This is a genomic window from Halomonas stenophila, assembly GCF_014192275.1.
Classification (GTDB): domain Bacteria; phylum Pseudomonadota; class Gammaproteobacteria; order Pseudomonadales; family Halomonadaceae; genus Halomonas; species Halomonas stenophila.
In genome coordinates, this window is sequence record NZ_JACHXR010000007.1 from 125,766 (window position 1) to 141,229 (window position 15,464).

Below are 15,464 nucleotides of genomic sequence, written 5' to 3' on the forward strand. Positions count from 1 at the left end.
TTGGCGTTCACCCAACCAACGAGGACAACATCATGATGCCATTCACCTACAATGGCTTGCCGTCGCGGGTCATCTTCGGCCAGGGCACCCTGGCCCAGGTGGCCGAGGAGGTCCGGTCGCTGGGCTGTTCGCGGGTCCTGGTACTCTCCACGCCTGAGCAGGAAGGCCAGGCCCGCCAGATACTGGTCCAGCTCGGCGAGCTGGGCGCCGACGTCTTCGCCGGGGCCAGGATGCATACCCCGGTGGAGACCACCGAGGAAGCGATGCGCGCACTCGCGTCGCTGGGCGCCGATGGTGTCGTGGCCATCGGGGGCGGTTCCACCATCGGGCTCGGCAAGGCCATTGCCCTGCGTACCGACCTGCCCCAGGTCGCCATCCCTACCACCTATGCCGGTTCCGAGATGACGCCGATCCTCGGCGAGACGAAGGACGGCCTCAAGACCACCCAGCGGACCCTCAAGGTACTGCCCGAGACGGTCATCTATGACGTTGACCTGACGCTCGGGCTGCCCGTCGGCATGTCGGGCACCAGCGGCATCAACGCCATCGCGCATGCCGTGGAGGCCCTCTATGCCAAGGACCGCAACCCGATCGTCTCGCTGATGGCGGAAGAGGGCATCGCGGCCCTGGCGCGCAGCCTGCCGACGATCGCCGGCACCCCCTCCGATGCCACCGCCCGCTCCGATGCGCTCTATGGCGCCTGGCTGTGCGGCGCCTGTCTCGGCTCGGTGGGGATGTCGCTGCATCACAAGCTCTGCCACACCCTGGGGGGCTCCTTCGACCTGCCTCATGCCGAGACCCACACCATCGTGCTGCCCCATGCCGTGGCCTACAACGCCACAGCCGCACCGGACGCGATGGCCCGCATCGCGCGGGCGCTGGATGCGGCGGATGCCGCCGGAGGGCTTTATGACCTGGCACGATCCGTGGGGGCTACCCTCGCCCTGCGTGATATCGGTCTCAAGGAGGACGACATCGAACGGGCCACGGAGATCGCCACCGCCAACCCTTACTGGAACCCGCGCGACATCGAGGCCAACGGCATCCGCCGGTTGCTGAACGATGCCTACGCCGGCCGCCGCCCCGCGACCATGGAGGCCACTGAGGCATGAAGACCTTGCTGACCCATGCCACCGTGCTGACCCTGGACCCGGAAATCGGGGATCTGACCTCGGGCCAGGTCCTGGTGGAAGACGACCGCATCCTGGCGGTGGGACATGACCTGTCCGCCGAGGGGGCCGAGATCATCGACTGTCGCGGCGGCATCCTGATGCCGGGGCTGGTCAATGCCCACATGCATACCTGGCAGACGGCCCTGCGCGGGGTGGCCGCCAACTGGACGCTGCTCGAATATTTCGGCCACGTGCATCGCGGCCTGGCGACGCTGTTCACGCCGGACGACATCCATATCGCGACCCGGCTGGGCGCGCTGAACCAGCTCAACTGCGGTGCCACCACCCTGGGGGACTGGTGCCACAACAACCCCACGCCGGCGCATACCGATGCCGCGGTGAAGGGGTTGCAGGAAGCGGGCATCCGCGCCGTGTTCTTCCACGGTTCCCCCAAGCCGGCCCCCAAGCCCGGCCAGCCCCATTTCAGCGAGATTCCCCACCCCCGCGGCGAGGTGGAGAGACTGCTGGCCGGGCCGCTGGGCGATCCGGAAGGGCGCGTGACCCTGGGCCTTGCCATCCTGGGCCCACACTACTCGACCCTCGAGGTCTCCCTCCACGACTTCGAGCTCGCCAAGGAGTTCGGCCTGGTGGCCTCCATGCACCAGGGCGGCGGCGAGGCCGTGAGCCCCGGCGGGTGGGATGTCATCGAGGAGCGCGGACTGCTGGGGCCGGACATCAATATCGTTCACGGCCAGAGTCTGGATGACGGCCAGCTGGCCCGCTTCTGTGCGCAGGGCGTGACCTTCTCCATCGCCCCGGAGAACGAGATGACCCAGGGGCACGGTTTCCCGATCACCGGGCATGTCCGCCCCCACGGCGGCGTCGTGTCGCTGGGCGTGGATCTCGAATCGGTGATCTCGGGCGACATGTTCTCGGTGGCGCGCATGGCGTTGGGCATGCAGCGCTCGCTGGACAACGACGCCTCGCGCCGCGAGCAGGGCACGATCCCCGCCACTTCCACCATCCGCACTCGCGAGGCGCTCGAGTGGATCACCCTGGACGGCGCGCGCGCCCTCGGGCTCGAGGACCGCATCGGCAGCCTCACGCCCGGCAAGCAGGCCGACCTCGTATTGCTGGACAGTAGCCTGCTGAACATGCAGCCGGTGAGTGATCCGGTGTCGAGCGTCGTCATGCAGGCGAGCCTCGCCAATGTCGACAGCGTCATGGTGGCGGGGCAGTTTCACAAGCGACACGGCCGGTTGCTGGCCGATGTCGCGGATGGCCTGCGCGAGCTGGAGGCGTCCGGTCATCGCATCTACGCCGAGCTGCAGACACGCCAACAACACGAGGAGACAGCCCGATGACAACCGCATACAAGGTGGCCTGGGTGGGCCTGGGCAAACTCGGCCTGCCCATGGCGGCCCGCATTGCCCAAGCGGGGCATGCCGTGCAGGGGTTCGACCTCAGCGCCGAGCGCATGGCCCTGGCCGAGCAGGCCGGCATCGTCGTCCAGGATGACCTGGCCACTACCGTCGACGGTTGTTCCCTGGTGCTGGTCTCGATTCCCGATGACCGGGCCCTGCTGGGTCTCTGCCTGGGGGAGGGGGCGCTGGTCGAGCAGATGGCTCCCGGTGCCACGCTGATCGAGACCAGCACCGTGAGCATCGAGGCCTCAGAGCAGCTGGCCCGGGCCGCCGAGGCCCGGGGCATCGCCTATCTGCGCAGCCCGGTGTCGGGCAACCCGGTCGCCGCCGAGGCCGGCACCCTGTCGGCCATGGTCTCCGGTCCGCGGGAGGCGCTGGAGGCGGCCGTACCGGTCATGCAGAGCTTCACCAAGGCCCAGTACTGGCTGGGCGACGCGGAGCAGGCGCGCTACGCCAAGCTGGCGATCAACCTGATGATCGCGGTCAGCGCCGGGATGCTGGGTGAGGCCCTGACCATGGCTCGCAAGGGCAACATCGAGTGGGAGGCGATGCTGGAACTGGTCGCCGACAGCGCGGTGGGCTCGCCGATGGTCCAGTACAAGGTGCCGCCCCTGCGCGAGCGGGACTTCACCTCGACCTTTTCCGCCGCCCAGATGGCCAAGGATCTCGACCTGATCCTCGGCTGTGCCCATGACGCCGGCGTGCCGGTGCCTCTCGCCGCCCAGATGCGCGAGGCCTACGCCTCCCTGATCGGCACGGGGCACGGCGAGGACGACTACATCGCCACGGTCCATCACACCGAGCGACTCGCAGGGCTTCCGGCCATCGAGCGTACCGCTGACGCAAGGGGGTAATGCCATGCGCAACCTGAATGCCAACAACATCACGGATGCCGTGATCGAGGAGTTCTCCGGCTGTCGGGACGAGCGATTGAAAGCGATCCTGAACAGCCTGGTGACCCACTTGCACGCCTTCCTGCGCGAGGTGGAACCCACCGAACAGGAGTGGACCCAGGCCATCGACTTCCTGACCCGGACCGGTCAGATGTGCGACGACCAGCGCCAGGAATTCATTCTGCTCTCCGATACCCTGGGCGTGACCATGCTGGTTGACGCCCTCAACCACCAGAGCTCGGACCCCATGGTGTCGGAGAGCACGGTGCTCGGCCCCTTCTACGTCGCCGATCCGCCCCAGGCCTCCCAGGGCGAGTCGATCGACTGGAACGTCGAAGGCGAGCCCTTCTTCGTGGAGGGACGGGTCCACGACGAACTCGGCCAGCCACTGGCCAATGTCGTCATCGACGTCTGGCAGTCCGACAGCGAAGGCTTCTATGACGTCCAGAAGGAGCTCGAGAGTGCGTCGCTGCGGGCTCGGTTCACCACCGACGACCAGGGTCGCTATGCCTTCTGGACCGTGACCCCGGCGCCCTATCCGATTCCCACCGACGGCCCCGTCGGCAAGATGCTCGAGGTGACCGGACGCCACCCCTACCGACCGGCCCATGTGCATTTCATGCTGATGGCTGAGGGGTGTGAAACCCTCGTGACCCAGGTATTTGCCGAGGATGATCCCTACCTGGATTCCGACGCGGTGTTCGGGGTCAAGGATTCCCTGGTCAAGGTGTACGAGCGGCTGCCGCCCGGAAGGGCACCGGATGGACGGTCAATGGAAGTTCCCTTCCGCCATCTGACATACGACTTCGGCTTGAAGGCGAGCCGCTAGTCCCATCTCAAGACGTAACCCGCCAGAAAGAGGAACGCGACATGACGATCATCGACAACCATGCGGTCGAGACCCTGTTCACCGAGGCACGCACCCACAATGTGTGGAAGGATCAGGATGTCAGCGAGGAGATGCTGCGCAAGCTGTATCACCTGATGCATTTCGGCCCGACCTCCATGAACTGCCAGCCCCTTCGCGTGCTCTTCCTGAAGAGCCAGGAAGCCAAGGAAAGGCTCAAGCCGGCACTGCTTCCCGGTAACCAGGAGAAGACCATGCAGTCGCCGGTGGTCGCCGTGCTGGGCTATGACACCGAGTTTTACGAGCATCTGCCGCGCATGTTTTCCCACAACAAGGATGCCAAGTCGCTGTTCGAGGGCAAGACCGACTTCATCAACACCACGGCCTTTCGCAACAGCTCCATCCAGGGAGGATATTTCATCCTGGCCGCTCGCGCGCTGGGACTGAGTGCGGGGCCAATGTCCGGCTTCAACAATGCCGCCGTGGATGAGGAGTTCTTCCCCGATGGCAAGGTGAAGAGCAACTTCCTCTGTAACCTGGGGTATGGCGATGCCTCGGCGCTCTTCCCGCGCCAGGATCGGTTCGAGTTCGATGAGGTCTGCCAGGTCCTCTGACGAGGCTGACAACTGCAGGTGCCTCCGAATTGGGCCGTGTTTTCACGGCCCTTTTTTATTCCCTCCACAAAGCACGAGGCGCAAATGGTGTATGACTGGCAGTTCATTGTCCTGATGGTCGTGGCGGTGCTGCTCACCGGTATCTCGAAGTCGGGCTTCGCCGGTGGCGTCGGGGTGGTAGCCGTGCCCCTGATCTCGCTGAAGGCCAGCCCGACCTTTGCCGTGGCCGTCATGCTGCCGTTGTTGATCGTCATGGATGTCTTCAGTCTGCGGGCCTGGTGGCGGTATCGTCTCGGCTCGCTACTGTGGCTGATGTTCCCTCCGGCCGTGCTGGGGGTGGCGGTCGGCTACCTCACCTACGGTGTCTTCGATGAAGCCCTGCTCAAGGTGCTGCTGGGCATCTTCTCGATCCTGTTCGGCCTCTGGGGGCTGTTCAAGCCCTTCCGTGGTCGTTTGATGCCTGCCTGGATAGGCGGACTCTGTGGGGGGATCGCCGGGTTCACCAGCTTCATCGCCCATGCCGGCGGGCCGCCGCTGAACTTCTACCTGCTCCAGTGCCGACTCTCCAAGGAACAGTTCCTGGGAACGGCCGTGGTCTTCCTGGCCGCCACCAACCTCGTCAAGCTGGTGCCCTACGGGCTGCTTGGCCTGCTGAATGTCGCGAACCTCACCATCGCGCTGCTGCTGATCCCGGTGGCCTGGCTGGGAGTACGCCTGGGGCTGGTCATCCAGAAGCGGCTGAGCGGTGAACTGTTCTTCCGGATCATTCTGGGTCTGCTGATCCTGCTGGGCATTCGGCTGATCGTCGACGGCTGGGGATAACCGCGTTGGTGTCACGTTTGCTGCCGGGCGTCAGGCGGCGCTATCTTGATGCATCAGCGCGTTTCCAGCCCGAGGGCGACCATGAGCGAACTCCCCGACGAGAGCCATCCGGAGGGCCCCTATGACAGTCTGTCCCAGACGCCGATGCCGAAGCTCTCCAATACGGAGCTCTCGCGCTTCATCGACTTCATCGAGAAGTTCGAGGGGGAGACCGAGCACACTCTCTCCATGAGCCACGGTTACCGGGAGATGCACATGATGCTCCATCTCATGCGCAACCACCTGGCCGGGAGACTGACGACGCCCACCTCGCTCGCGGATGCGTCCGGGCTATCCTACGGCACCGCCAAGCGCGGGATCGAGAGCCTGATCAAGCGCGGGCTGATCCTTTCACGCCCCAGGACGAAATCGGGCAAGACCGTCTCGCTGCACCCCTCGCCCATGATGATCGACGAGTGGGAGAGCTATGCCCACCGGATCAAGGGCCTTCTGGGCCCCCTCTTCGGTGTGGATCCGGCGTCGGACTCCGGCCGACGACTCTTCCTTGACGAGGCCTCGACGGGTCGCGTGATCTCGCCGCCGGCGGTGCTGTCGGCACGGCTTGAACTGAAGGGCGGGCTGCGTGGGCTCATCCACGCCGATCCGACGTTCATGGCGATGCATAACCTGAAACAGCAGCTGGAATCGGTCTTCGGCCTCGAGATTCACAACGCTTCCAGGTCGATCGACGACCTGCTTGAGGCGATTCTTGCCAATGCCGGTCGGACGAAGTCTCGCTATGACCTCGTGGCCTGTGACCTTCCCTGGTTCGGCGAACTGGCGTCGAAAGGGATGCTGCTGCCCCTCGACCGCTTCATTCGTCGCGATGCCTATGACCTTTCCGACTTCCATTCGGTTGCCGTCCAGAGCACGCGCTATGACGGACGGCAATACGGTATTCCCCTGCAGACCACGCCCGAGTTGCTCTGTTACCGCAAGGATCTCCTCGAGCAGGCACAACTCGATCCCCCGACGACCACCGAGGAGCTGGTCAAGGTCGCCAGGCGGTTGTATGATCCCGCCAGGGGGCGGTATGGCATTGCCTGGAATGCCGCGAGAGGCACGCCGCTCGGCCACACTTTCACTTTCCTGATGGCCAAGTTCGGCCAGCCGATCATCAATCTTCGGCGCACCCCGGAGGGTTATGACTTCCAGCACGTTTCGGGCGAGGAGTATCGGCCGATGTTCCAGTCGGATGCGGCTTTTCGTGCCTGTGAGTACATGCTGGACATCCTGAAATACTCGCCACCCAATATCCTCAACATGGCCTGGTATGAGCGCGCCAAATCCTATGCGTCCGGCGAGTCCTGCATGGCCTACTGCTATACGCTGCTGGCTCCTCTCATCGAATTCAATCGGGAGTCACCGGCCTGGGGGAAGACCGGCTATCTGCCTCATCCCGTCGGTAACCATGGCCGCCCGATCACCCCGATCGGGGGATATGCCCTGGCCATTCCCGCCAATCTCTCCGAGGAACGTATCGAGAGCGTCTGGACGGCTCTGCGTCACCTGACCTCAGCCAACATGTCAAAACTCTATATCCTCAATGGCAGCCTGGTGACCCCGCGCTTCAGCGTTAGTCAGGACCCGGAGGTCTCGGCGCTGTCACCGATCATCGACGTCGTGGACCGGATGGCCAGGGAGAACGTTCTGCAGGCGTGGCCACGCCCTCCGGTGCCGGGCATCACGGACCTGATCAGTATCGCCGGGCACGAGATCTTCGAGGTGCTCGACGGGCGTCGCTCCATCAAGAGGGCCCTGTCCTTGGCGCAGGACAGGGCCGATCGGGTAATGCGCGACAGGGGGTGCTACTGAGCTATCGCCCGGGGTGCCGAGGCGTCACTGCATGATCATGCCGCCATCGATCATCAGCAGCTGGCCGGTCATGTAGTCCGACTCCGGACTGGCCAGGAAACTTGCCGTGCCGACGACATCTTCCGGATAGGAGTAGCGCTTCATCAGGATCATCTTCTCGGCAAGCTCGTCCATGGACTGGCCCTGCTTGTCAAACTTTCCGATGCTGACCAGGTCCTTGTCCAGCTGTTCCCACAGCTCGGTACGTACGACCCCTGGCCCGTAACCATTCACGGTGATGTTGTGATCCACAAGCGCCTTGGCGCCGCCATTGATCATGGCCAGCACGGCATGCTTGCTGCAGGCGTAGGGAACCACGTCGTCGAAGGCCTGGCGGGAGAGGATGGAGCCGACATTGATGATCTTGTAGGGACCATTCTCCTTGCCCTGCGCGATCATCTGCTTGGCGGCTTCCTGCATGCCGATCAGGCAGCCCATTGCATTGACGTCCATGATCTGGTGCCAGTTCTCCTCGGTGATGTCGAGAAACATAAGCGGCTTGTTGATGCCGGCGTTATTGACTATCACGTTGAGGCTGCCGAAGGCCTCGACGGTGGCCTTTACGGCGTCCCGCATCTGGTCACGCTCGGTCACGTTGAGCTTGACGGCGATGGCCTGGCCTCCCTTCTCAGTGATCCGCTTGACGACTTCCTCACAACCTTCCAGATTCAGGTCCGCTACGCAGATCTTGGCGCCCTGAGCGGCATAGTATTCGGCAACGGCGGCCCCCATCCCACGGGCGGCCCCGGTGATCAGGCAATGCTTTCCAGCCAGACGAGTCTTATCCATCGTGTCACCTCTTGGACTTGTTGATGGCAGTGGCACGACGATATGCCATGCCGATAACGGAACCAGGGGAAGGCGTGATAGGCGCTACCCCCGAAAGCGGAGCGAGGCAGGTGGGGTCACGCCGCCTTGCTGAAGCGCATTGTCGGCAAGGCACGCCGATGAGGGGTAGCGGGCCACAAAGGGATTCTGACCAGATTGGATTTTTTCGCGTTGGTATCTCGATCTCCCTTGCCGGCGGGGGGCGGGTCGACGCCGGCGGAGGGGTCTGGGAACATGAAGCGTCAACAGGCAGATGCGAGATGTCCTCGCGTCACGGCAGTCCTCTCCGGAGATAGCACGATGAGTCAAGGTAAAGTCCTGGTCCTGCACGGCCCCAATCTCAACCTGTTGGGCATCCGCCAGCCGGAGATCTACGGTCGCGAGACCCTGGAGGACATCGACGACGCCCTGCGCGAGCAGGCCCTGGGGGCGGGCTGGGAGATCGACTGCCGGCAGAGCAACCACGAGGGCGAGTTGATCGATGCCATCCATGCCGCCCGGCTCGACGGCACCGTGGCGATCATCATCAATCCCGCCGCCTATACCCACACCTCGGTGGCGATCCTCGACGCCCTCAACGCCTTCGACGGCCGGGTCATCGAGGTCCACCTCTCCAACGTCCACAAACGCGAGGCCTTTCGCCACCACTCCTACGTCTCGCTGCGCGCCGACGGCGTGATCGCCGGGCTCGGCAGCCGCGGCTATGGCCTGGCCCTGGAGGCGGTGATGGCCGACGCCTGAGGGCTCTGCGCCGTCAGGGCGTGACGAAGAGGCCGCCGTGACGAATCAGCCACAGCACCAGGCTGATCGTCACGAACGAGGCCAGAGTGCTGACTATCAGGGTGGCGGCGGTGATGTCGCCCAACCCGAAGCGCTGCCCGAACAGCGGGTAGACGCTGATCATCGGCGCGCAGGCGAACAGCAGGGCGAAGTACAGGACGAAGGTCCCGATCCCCAGCAGCGGCTCGCGGCCGATCAGGCCACTGATCCGGGCCAGGCAGCCCAGGCCGATGATCGAGAAGGTCGGGATGGTGATGGCGAGAATATCGAGCACCCCGGGCCTCCTTGCCGTTGCGTTCCCGTCTCATGTGGAAGACACGCGATGGGCCGCCGCCGGCACGCGGCGGCCGCTGGCGGTCCACCCTGCTCGTAGCTTCAACTGACGTGGGTCCGTATCAGGCGCACCTTGTCCTGCAGCAGTGGCAGGAACGACTGGGTCAGGGTGTCGAAGTCGATGCGCGCGGCGTTGGTGCTGATGTTGATGGCACCGAGCAGCTTGCCGTGGGCGTCGAACGCCGGGACGGCCAGGGAGCGAAGTCCCGGGTCCAGTTCCTGGTCGACGATGCTGTAGCCCTGCAGACGCACCTGCGCGATGCAGTTGCGCAGCTGGACCGGGTCGGTGAGGGACCTGGCGGTATGCGCCTCCAGCGTCACCCGCTGGAGATAGCGCTCCAGCTCGTCATCGGGGAGCTGGGCGAGCAGCACCCGCCCCATGGACGTGTAGGCCGCCGGCAGGCGCGTCCCCACCGACAGGGTGATGGCCATCAGCCTGTGCTTGGCGGAAGAGCGCGCCACATAGATCACCTCGTCGCCGTCCAGGACCCCCAGCGACGAGGATTCCCCGATCTCGTCGGTGATGTCCTCGAGATACTGCTGGATCACCGAGCGGTAGTTGTTGGCCGAGAGGAAGGCGTAGCCGAGCTGCAGGACCTTGGGCGCAAGCTCGAAATGGCGCTGGGTCTTGCGCACATACCCAAGCGAATGCAGCGTCAGCAGGAAGCGCCGGGCCCGGGCCCGGTTCATGCCGGTGCGCGCGGCGACCTCGCTGAGCGTCATGCGCGGGTGCTCCTCGTCGAAGGCCAGGATCACTTCCAGCCCGCTGGCCAGGGCCGTGACGAAGTCACGATCATCCGGGCTCAATCCCTCTTCCTGCATCCTGTCTGTCTCCCCCTGCCCGATGGTGGCGCCGGGCGCCCCCGACACCGGCCCAATCTAGCACAGCTGTTCGGCAAGCGAACATGGTGATCACCACCTTCCGGGAGGTGGAATATCGGCAGACCATTAGACCTTGGTCGTAGCCGGATGCCTCGCTCGGGACGCGGAAATACCGTCCCGGCAGGGGGTTAGCGGACGTTTCGCTCGAGTGGACCAGGACCAGGGGCGGCGTGAGGTTTGACGATCACCGATGGCGGCGCTAGTTTGTTCGCATGAAGAATTTCTGTTCGTAAAACGAACATAGTGGCCGTCGCCTGGCAGACAGCGGCCGCCGAGCTCACCCCAGCAGAGGTGCACCATCATGGCCGAGTTCCTCAGCTTGCATGACGCGGTGGCGCGCTACGTCGAAGACGGCGCCACCGTATGCATGGAAGGCTTTACCCACCTGATCCCCTTCGCGGCGGGCCACGAGGTCATCCGCCAGGGCAAGCGTGACCTGACCCTGATCCGCATGACCCCGGACCTGGTCTACGACCAGCTGATCGGCGCCGGCTGCGTCAGCAAGCTGATCTTCTCTTGGGGCGGCAACCCCGGGGTGGGCTCGCTGCACCGCCTGCGCGATGCCGTGGAGAAGGGCTGGCCCCAGCGGGTCGAGATCCTCGAGCACAGCCACGCCGCCATGGCCTGTGCCTTCGAGGCCGGGGCCGCCGGCCTGCCGCTGGCCGTGCTGCGCGGCTACGTCGGCAGCGACCTGCCCAAGGTCAACGACCAGATCAGGTTCATCGAGTGCCCCTTCACCGGGGAGCGCCTGGCCGCGGTGCCCTCGATCCGCCCCGACGTCTCGCTGGTGCATGCCCAGAAGGCCGATCGCCAGGGCAACGTGCTGGTGGAAGGCATCGTCGGCGTGCAGAAGGAAGCCGTGCTGGCCGCCCGGCAGAGCATCGTCACGGTCGAGGAGATCGTCGACGACCTCGGCGTCGAGCCCAACGCCTGCGTGATCCCAGGCTGGGCGATCAGCGCCATCGCCGTGGCCGAGAGGGGCGCCTATCCCTCCTATGCCCACGGCTACTACGACCGCGACAACCGCTTCTACAAGGAGTGGGACACCATCGCCCGGGATCGGGACGCCTTCAACGCCTGGCTCGACGACAACGTCTACAACGCAGGAGGGCAGTCCTGATGCGCACCGAATATACCTCCGCGGAGATGATGACCGTGACCGCCGCCCGGGCGCTCGAGAACGGCATGACCTGCTTCGTCGGCATCGGCCTGCCCTCCGAGGCCGCCAACCTGGCGCGGCTGACCCATGCCCCTGACGTGGTGCTGATCTACGAGTCCGGCACCCTGCAGACCAAGCCCGAGGTGCTGCCGCTGTCGATCGGCGACGGCGAGCTGTGCGAGTCGGCACTGACCACCGTCTCGGTGCCGGAGATGTTCCGCTACTGGCTGCAGGGCGGCCATATCGACGTGGGCTTCCTGGGCACCGCCCAGATCGACCGCTACGCCAACCTCAACACCACCCTGATCGGCGACTACCACGATCCCAAGGTACGCCTGCCGGGGGGCGGTGGGGCCCCGGAGATCGCCACCAACGCCGGGGAGGTGTTCATCACCCTCAAGCACTCCAAGCGCACCTTCGTCAAGGACGTCGACTTCGTCACCACCCTGGGCTTCGGCCGTGACGGCAAGGGCCGCGACGGCGTGCCCAACATCGGCCGTGGTCCGACCCGGGTGATCACCGACCTGTGCGTGATGAAGCCCGACCCCGAGACCAGGGAACTCGTGGTTGTCTCGCTGCACCCCGGCGTGACGGCCCAGGACGTCATCGAGGCCACCGGCTGGGAGATCCGCTTCGTCGAGGCGCTCGAGAGCACCCCGGAACCCTCGGCCCGTGAACTGGAGGTCCTGCGCGAGCTGAAGGAGCGGACCAATCGCAAGCATGCCGGCGAGGCCTGAAGAGAGAGACTTTCCATGACTAACGTCTACCTGTGTCATCCGCGGCGTACCGCCGTGGGCCGCTTCGGCGGCACCCTGGCCGCGGTGCGTCCCGACGACTTCGCCGCCACCCTCTTCCGGGCGGTGCTTGCCGAGGCACCGGATCTCGATCCGGCCGCCATCGACGAGGTGATCATGGGCTGCGCCAATCAGGCCGGCGAGGACAATCGCAACGTGGCACGCATGTCGTCGCTGCTGGCGGGCCTGCCGACCTCGGTGCCCGGCACTACCATGAACCGCCTGTGCGGCTCGGGCATGGACGCGGTGGGCACCGCCTTCCGTGCCATCAAGGCCGGCGAGTTCGAGCTGGCGTTGGCCGGCGGCGTGGAGTCCATGTCGCGGGCGCCCTTCGTGATGGGCAAGGCCGAGACCGCCTTCTCGCGCACCCAGGCGATCGAAGACACCACCATTGGCTGGCGCTTCATCAACCCGCTGATGAAGAAGCAGTACGGCGTCGACGCCATGCCGGAGACCGCCGAGAACGTCGCCGAGCAGTACCGCATCTCCCGTGAGGACCAGGACGCCTTCGCCCTGCGTTCCCAGCAGAAGGCCGAGCGCGCCCAGCAGGAAGGGCGGTTCAAGGAGGAGATCATCGCCATCGAGATCCCGCGGCGCAAGCAGGAGCCGCTGATCTTCGACCAGGACGAGCACCTGCGCCCGGGCACCACCCTGGAGAAGCTGGCCAGGTTGCCGACACCGTTCCGTGACGGCGGCAGTGTCACCGCCGGCAACGCCTCCGGGGTCAACGACGGCGCCGCGGCGATGCTGGTGGCCAGCGAGGCCGCGGTGAAGCAGCACGGTCTCCAGCCCATGGCGCGCATCCTGGGCATGGCCACCGCCGGGGTGGAGCCGGCCACCATGGGCATCGGCCCGGTGCCGGCGGTGCGCAAGCTGCTCGACCGCCTGGGCGTGTCGCTCGACGAGATCGACATCATCGAGCTCAACGAGGCCTTCGCCGCCCAGGCCCTCGCCTGCCTGCGCGAGCTGGGCATCGACGACCACGATCCTCGGGTGAACCCCAACGGCGGCGGCATCGCCCTGGGCCATCCGCTGGGCATGTCCGGCGCGCGCCTGCTGATGACCGCGGCCGTTGAACTGCAGAAGACCGGCAAGCGCTACGCGCTGTGCACCATGTGCGTCGGGGTGGGGCAGGGCATCGCCACGCTGATCGAGCGGGCCTAGGCGCGCGACGCACGACATGCAAGCCGGCGGTCTGGACGCGCCGGCTCTACCCGGTGCAACGAAAGGAGAGACCGAGATGGCATTTCTGAATATCCAGGGCCGCAGCGTGGCCTACCGCCTGCTCGGCGCCGAGGCCCATCCCCTGGTGGTGCTGGCGCATCCGCTAGGCATGAGCCAGGCGGTGTGGGACGACGTCCTGCCGGCGCTGCTGCCGCGCTATCGCGTGCTGACCTGGGATCTGCCCGGCCATGGCGCCAGCCAGGCCTGGGGCGAGGGCCCCATCACCCCGGCCGACCTGGCCGCCGAGGCCCTGGCCCTGGCCGACCATGCCGGCGCTGAGCGCTTCCACTTCGCCGGCACCTCCATCGGTGGCGTGGTGGGCCAGGCACTGATCGGCGAGCACGGCGACCGTCTGCTCTCGGTCATGCTGACCAACACCGGGGCAGTGATCGGCAATGCCGAGCTGTGGAACACCCGTGCCGGTCGCGTTCGCCAGGAGGGCCTGGTGGCGATGTCCGAGGAGATCGTGCCGCGCTGGTTCGCCCCCGCCTGCTTCGAGGCCGAGCCGGCGCTCAAGGCTGGTTGGTGCATCCAGATGGGGCGTGGCGACGACGACTCCTATGCCCTGTTATGCGAGATGCTGGGTCGCGACACCTTCACCGGCAAGCTCGCCGGGAAGGGCGTCGAGGTCCAGCTGCTGGGCGGCAGCGAGGACCTGGCCACCCCACCGGCGACCCTCGAGGCCCTGGCCGCTGAGCTCGATGGCGCGCCCCTCGAGATCCTCGAGGGGGTGGGCCACGTGCCCTCCGTGGAGGTGCCGGGCCTCTTCGCCGACAAGCTGCTGGCGGCCATGCAGCACACCACCTAGGCGGTGCGCCTTGCCGCCTCACGGCGTTGCCACTGACAGGCCGTGACACTCACCCATCCACCTGCCCCGAACCGAGTACGAAGGGGCATGCGAGGTTACCATGTCGAAGCCCTGTATCATCTGTGTGGCCATCACCGGCAGCCTGCCGCGCAAGGAAAACAACCCTGCCGTGCCGGTGACCATCGACGAGCAGGTCGAGAGCACCCAGGCGGCCTTCGAGGCCGGCGCGAGCATCGTCCATTGCCATGTCCGCAATGACGACCAGTCGCCGAGCTCGGACCCCGAGAAGTTTGCCAGGCTGATGGAAGGCCTCCGGAAGCACTGCCCGGGGATGATCATCCAGCTCTCCACCGGTGGGCGCTCGGGGGCGGGTGAAGAGCGTGGCGCCATGCTGCCGCTGAAGCCCGACATGGCCAGCCTCGCGGTGGGCTCCAACAACTTCCCCACCCGGGTCTACGAGAACTCGCCGCAGCTGGTGGAGTGGCTCGCCGACGAGATGCTGACGTACGACATCAAGCCCGAGATCGAGGCCTTCGACCTGTCGCATATCCACCAGGCGGCGACTCTCGCCGAGCAGGGCAAGCTCAAGGCCCCGCTCTACGTCCAGTTCGTGATGGGGGTCAAGAACGCCATGCCGGTGGACAAGCCGACCTTCGATTTCTATGTGGAGACCCTCGAGCGCCTGGCGCCGGGCTCCCAGTGGTGCGGGGCCGGCATCGGCGCCAACCAGTTACTGCTCAACGAATGGTCCATCGCCGCGGGCGGCCACACCCGTACCGGCCTGGAGGACAACGTTCGCTGGGACAAGGAGACCCTCGCCCCCTCCAATGCCGCGCTGGTCGAGCGGGTGGCGAAGCTGTGCGAGCAATACGAGCGCCCGGTGGCCACCTGGCAACAGGCGCGCGAGATCCTGGGGCTCAAGGCCGTCTGACGACGCCTCCTGGCGCACGCTTTGGCCTTTCCTGGCGAGGAGGCCCGGCGCAGGGAACAGGACCGGGCCCTCTCGGTCCTGCGGGAGACAGCCTGGCCGGATCATCGACCGGACCCGGGA

The 15,464-nt window shown here is 65.8% G+C and carries 16 protein-coding genes; 13 read left to right on the plus strand and 3 right to left on the minus strand.

Annotation, left to right across the window (positions count from 1 at the left end; all coding sequences use genetic code 11):
• Positions 1-32 precede the first annotated feature (32 nt).
• The 7 genes from FHR97_RS13195 to FHR97_RS13225 all read left to right on the plus strand — a co-directional run bounded on the left by FHR97_RS13195 (position 33) and on the right by FHR97_RS13225 (position 7,566).
• Complete coding sequence (locus FHR97_RS13195; RefSeq protein ID WP_183384278.1) at positions 33-1,112, plus strand: maleylacetate reductase; 1,080 nt, start codon at positions 33-35, stop codon at positions 1,110-1,112.
• A complete protein-coding gene (locus FHR97_RS13200) occupies positions 1,109-2,476 on the plus strand; it encodes an amidohydrolase family protein (RefSeq protein WP_183384279.1) in 1,368 nt (455 codons plus the stop codon). Before FHR97_RS13195 ends, FHR97_RS13200 begins: the two co-directional genes overlap by 4 nt.
• Entirely contained in the window at positions 2,473-3,390 is a 918-nt protein-coding gene (locus tag FHR97_RS13205) for an NAD(P)-dependent oxidoreductase (RefSeq protein ID WP_183384280.1), read from the plus strand. The genes FHR97_RS13200 and FHR97_RS13205 overlap by 4 nt, the downstream gene beginning before the upstream one ends.
• Before the next feature lie 4 nt (positions 3,391-3,394).
• On the plus strand, positions 3,395-4,258 hold the full coding sequence (locus FHR97_RS13210; RefSeq protein ID WP_183384281.1) for an intradiol ring-cleavage dioxygenase: 864 nt from the start codon (positions 3,395-3,397) through the stop codon (positions 4,256-4,258).
• Between the two features lie 41 nt (positions 4,259-4,299).
• Positions 4,300-4,890 (plus strand): malonic semialdehyde reductase, encoded by a 591-nt coding sequence (locus tag FHR97_RS13215; RefSeq protein WP_183384282.1) that lies wholly within the window; start codon positions 4,300-4,302, stop codon positions 4,888-4,890.
• Between the two features lie 84 nt (positions 4,891-4,974).
• Complete coding sequence (locus FHR97_RS13220; RefSeq protein WP_183384283.1) at positions 4,975-5,712, plus strand: sulfite exporter TauE/SafE family protein; 738 nt, start codon at positions 4,975-4,977, stop codon at positions 5,710-5,712.
• An 81-nt stretch (positions 5,713-5,793) separates the two neighbouring features.
• Positions 5,794-7,566, plus strand: coding sequence for an extracellular solute-binding protein (locus FHR97_RS13225; RefSeq protein ID WP_183384284.1), 1,773 nt, complete (start codon positions 5,794-5,796; stop codon positions 7,564-7,566).
• 24 nt (positions 7,567-7,590) lie between these two features.
• Here the strand turns inward: FHR97_RS13225 and FHR97_RS13230 are convergent, their stop codons facing one another.
• Positions 7,591-8,394: an SDR family NAD(P)-dependent oxidoreductase gene (locus FHR97_RS13230; RefSeq protein WP_183384285.1), complete on the minus strand. Its 804-nt coding sequence runs from the start codon at positions 8,392-8,394 to the stop codon at positions 7,591-7,593.
• A 339-nt stretch (positions 8,395-8,733) separates the two neighbouring features.
• On the opposite strand from FHR97_RS13230, the gene aroQ reads away from it, so the two are divergent.
• Positions 8,734-9,174 (plus strand): type II 3-dehydroquinate dehydratase, encoded by a 441-nt coding sequence (gene aroQ, locus FHR97_RS13235; protein ID WP_183384286.1) that lies wholly within the window; start codon positions 8,734-8,736, stop codon positions 9,172-9,174.
• A gap of 13 nt (positions 9,175-9,187) precedes the next feature.
• Here aroQ and FHR97_RS13240 read toward each other — a convergent pair whose 3' ends face one another.
• Complete coding sequence (locus FHR97_RS13240; protein WP_183384287.1) at positions 9,188-9,487, minus strand: hypothetical protein; 300 nt, start codon at positions 9,485-9,487, stop codon at positions 9,188-9,190.
• A 101-nt stretch (positions 9,488-9,588) separates the two neighbouring features.
• Positions 9,589-10,368 (minus strand): IclR family transcriptional regulator domain-containing protein, encoded by a 780-nt coding sequence (locus tag FHR97_RS13245; protein ID WP_183384288.1) that lies wholly within the window; start codon positions 10,366-10,368, stop codon positions 9,589-9,591.
• Positions 10,369-10,729: 361 nt separating this feature from the next.
• Here FHR97_RS13245 and FHR97_RS13250 point away from each other — a divergent pair, with 361 nt between their 5' ends.
• The 5 genes from FHR97_RS13250 (at position 10,730) to FHR97_RS13270 (ending at position 15,344) form a co-directional block, all read left to right on the plus strand.
• On the plus strand, positions 10,730-11,548 hold the full coding sequence (locus FHR97_RS13250) for a CoA transferase subunit A (RefSeq protein WP_183384289.1): 819 nt from the start codon (positions 10,730-10,732) through the stop codon (positions 11,546-11,548).
• The gene (locus FHR97_RS13255) at positions 11,548-12,324 is read left to right on the plus strand and encodes a CoA-transferase subunit beta (RefSeq protein ID WP_183384290.1); all 777 of its coding nucleotides are present in this window, start codon (positions 11,548-11,550) and stop codon (positions 12,322-12,324) included. Before FHR97_RS13250 ends, FHR97_RS13255 begins: the two co-directional genes overlap by 1 nt.
• 15 nt (positions 12,325-12,339) lie before the next feature.
• Positions 12,340-13,545 carry a 3-oxoadipyl-CoA thiolase gene (gene pcaF / locus FHR97_RS13260; protein WP_183384291.1) on the plus strand — a complete coding sequence of 402 codons (1,206 nt, stop codon included), beginning with the start codon at positions 12,340-12,342 and terminating at the stop codon, positions 13,543-13,545.
• Positions 13,546-13,621: 76 nt separating this feature from the next.
• Positions 13,622-14,413: an alpha/beta fold hydrolase gene (locus FHR97_RS13265; RefSeq protein ID WP_183384292.1), complete on the plus strand. Its 792-nt coding sequence runs from the start codon at positions 13,622-13,624 to the stop codon at positions 14,411-14,413.
• 100 nt (positions 14,414-14,513) lie between these two features.
• Positions 14,514-15,344, plus strand: a complete 831-nt coding sequence (locus FHR97_RS13270) for a 3-oxoadipate:acetyl-CoA acetyltransferase (protein WP_183384293.1) — start codon at positions 14,514-14,516, stop codon at positions 15,342-15,344.
• The last annotated feature ends 120 nt before the right edge of the window (positions 15,345-15,464 follow it).

Bases quoted from the DNA above. Each gene is read 5' to 3' on its own strand.
- FHR97_RS13200 (WP_183384279.1), top strand. From the start codon at position 1,109: ATGAAGACCTTGCTGACCCATGCCACCGTGCTGACCCTGGACCCGGAA.
- FHR97_RS13215 (WP_183384282.1), top strand. From the start codon at position 4,300: ATGACGATCATCGACAACCATGCGGTCGAGACCCTGTTCACCGAGGCA.
- FHR97_RS13225 (WP_183384284.1), top strand. From the start codon at position 5,794: ATGAGCGAACTCCCCGACGAGAGCCATCCGGAGGGCCCCTATGACAGT.
- FHR97_RS13220 (WP_183384283.1), top strand. From the start codon at position 4,975: ATGGTGTATGACTGGCAGTTCATTGTCCTGATGGTCGTGGCGGTGCTG.
- FHR97_RS13230 (WP_183384285.1), bottom strand. From the start codon at position 8,394: ATGGATAAGACTCGTCTGGCTGGAAAGCATTGCCTGATCACCGGGGCC.
- pcaF (WP_183384291.1), top strand. From the start codon at position 12,340: ATGACTAACGTCTACCTGTGTCATCCGCGGCGTACCGCCGTGGGCCGC.
- aroQ (WP_183384286.1), top strand. From the start codon at position 8,734: ATGAGTCAAGGTAAAGTCCTGGTCCTGCACGGCCCCAATCTCAACCTG.
- FHR97_RS13210 (WP_183384281.1), top strand. From the start codon at position 3,395: ATGCGCAACCTGAATGCCAACAACATCACGGATGCCGTGATCGAGGAG.
- FHR97_RS13205 (WP_183384280.1), top strand. From the start codon at position 2,473: ATGACAACCGCATACAAGGTGGCCTGGGTGGGCCTGGGCAAACTCGGC.
- FHR97_RS13255 (WP_183384290.1), top strand. From the start codon at position 11,548: ATGCGCACCGAATATACCTCCGCGGAGATGATGACCGTGACCGCCGCC.
- FHR97_RS13245 (WP_183384288.1), bottom strand. From the start codon at position 10,368: ATGCAGGAAGAGGGATTGAGCCCGGATGATCGTGACTTCGTCACGGCC.
- FHR97_RS13250 (WP_183384289.1), top strand. From the start codon at position 10,730: ATGGCCGAGTTCCTCAGCTTGCATGACGCGGTGGCGCGCTACGTCGAA.
- FHR97_RS13195 (WP_183384278.1), top strand. From the start codon at position 33: ATGATGCCATTCACCTACAATGGCTTGCCGTCGCGGGTCATCTTCGGC.
- FHR97_RS13265 (WP_183384292.1), top strand. From the start codon at position 13,622: ATGGCATTTCTGAATATCCAGGGCCGCAGCGTGGCCTACCGCCTGCTC.
- FHR97_RS13270 (WP_183384293.1), top strand. From the start codon at position 14,514: ATGTCGAAGCCCTGTATCATCTGTGTGGCCATCACCGGCAGCCTGCCG.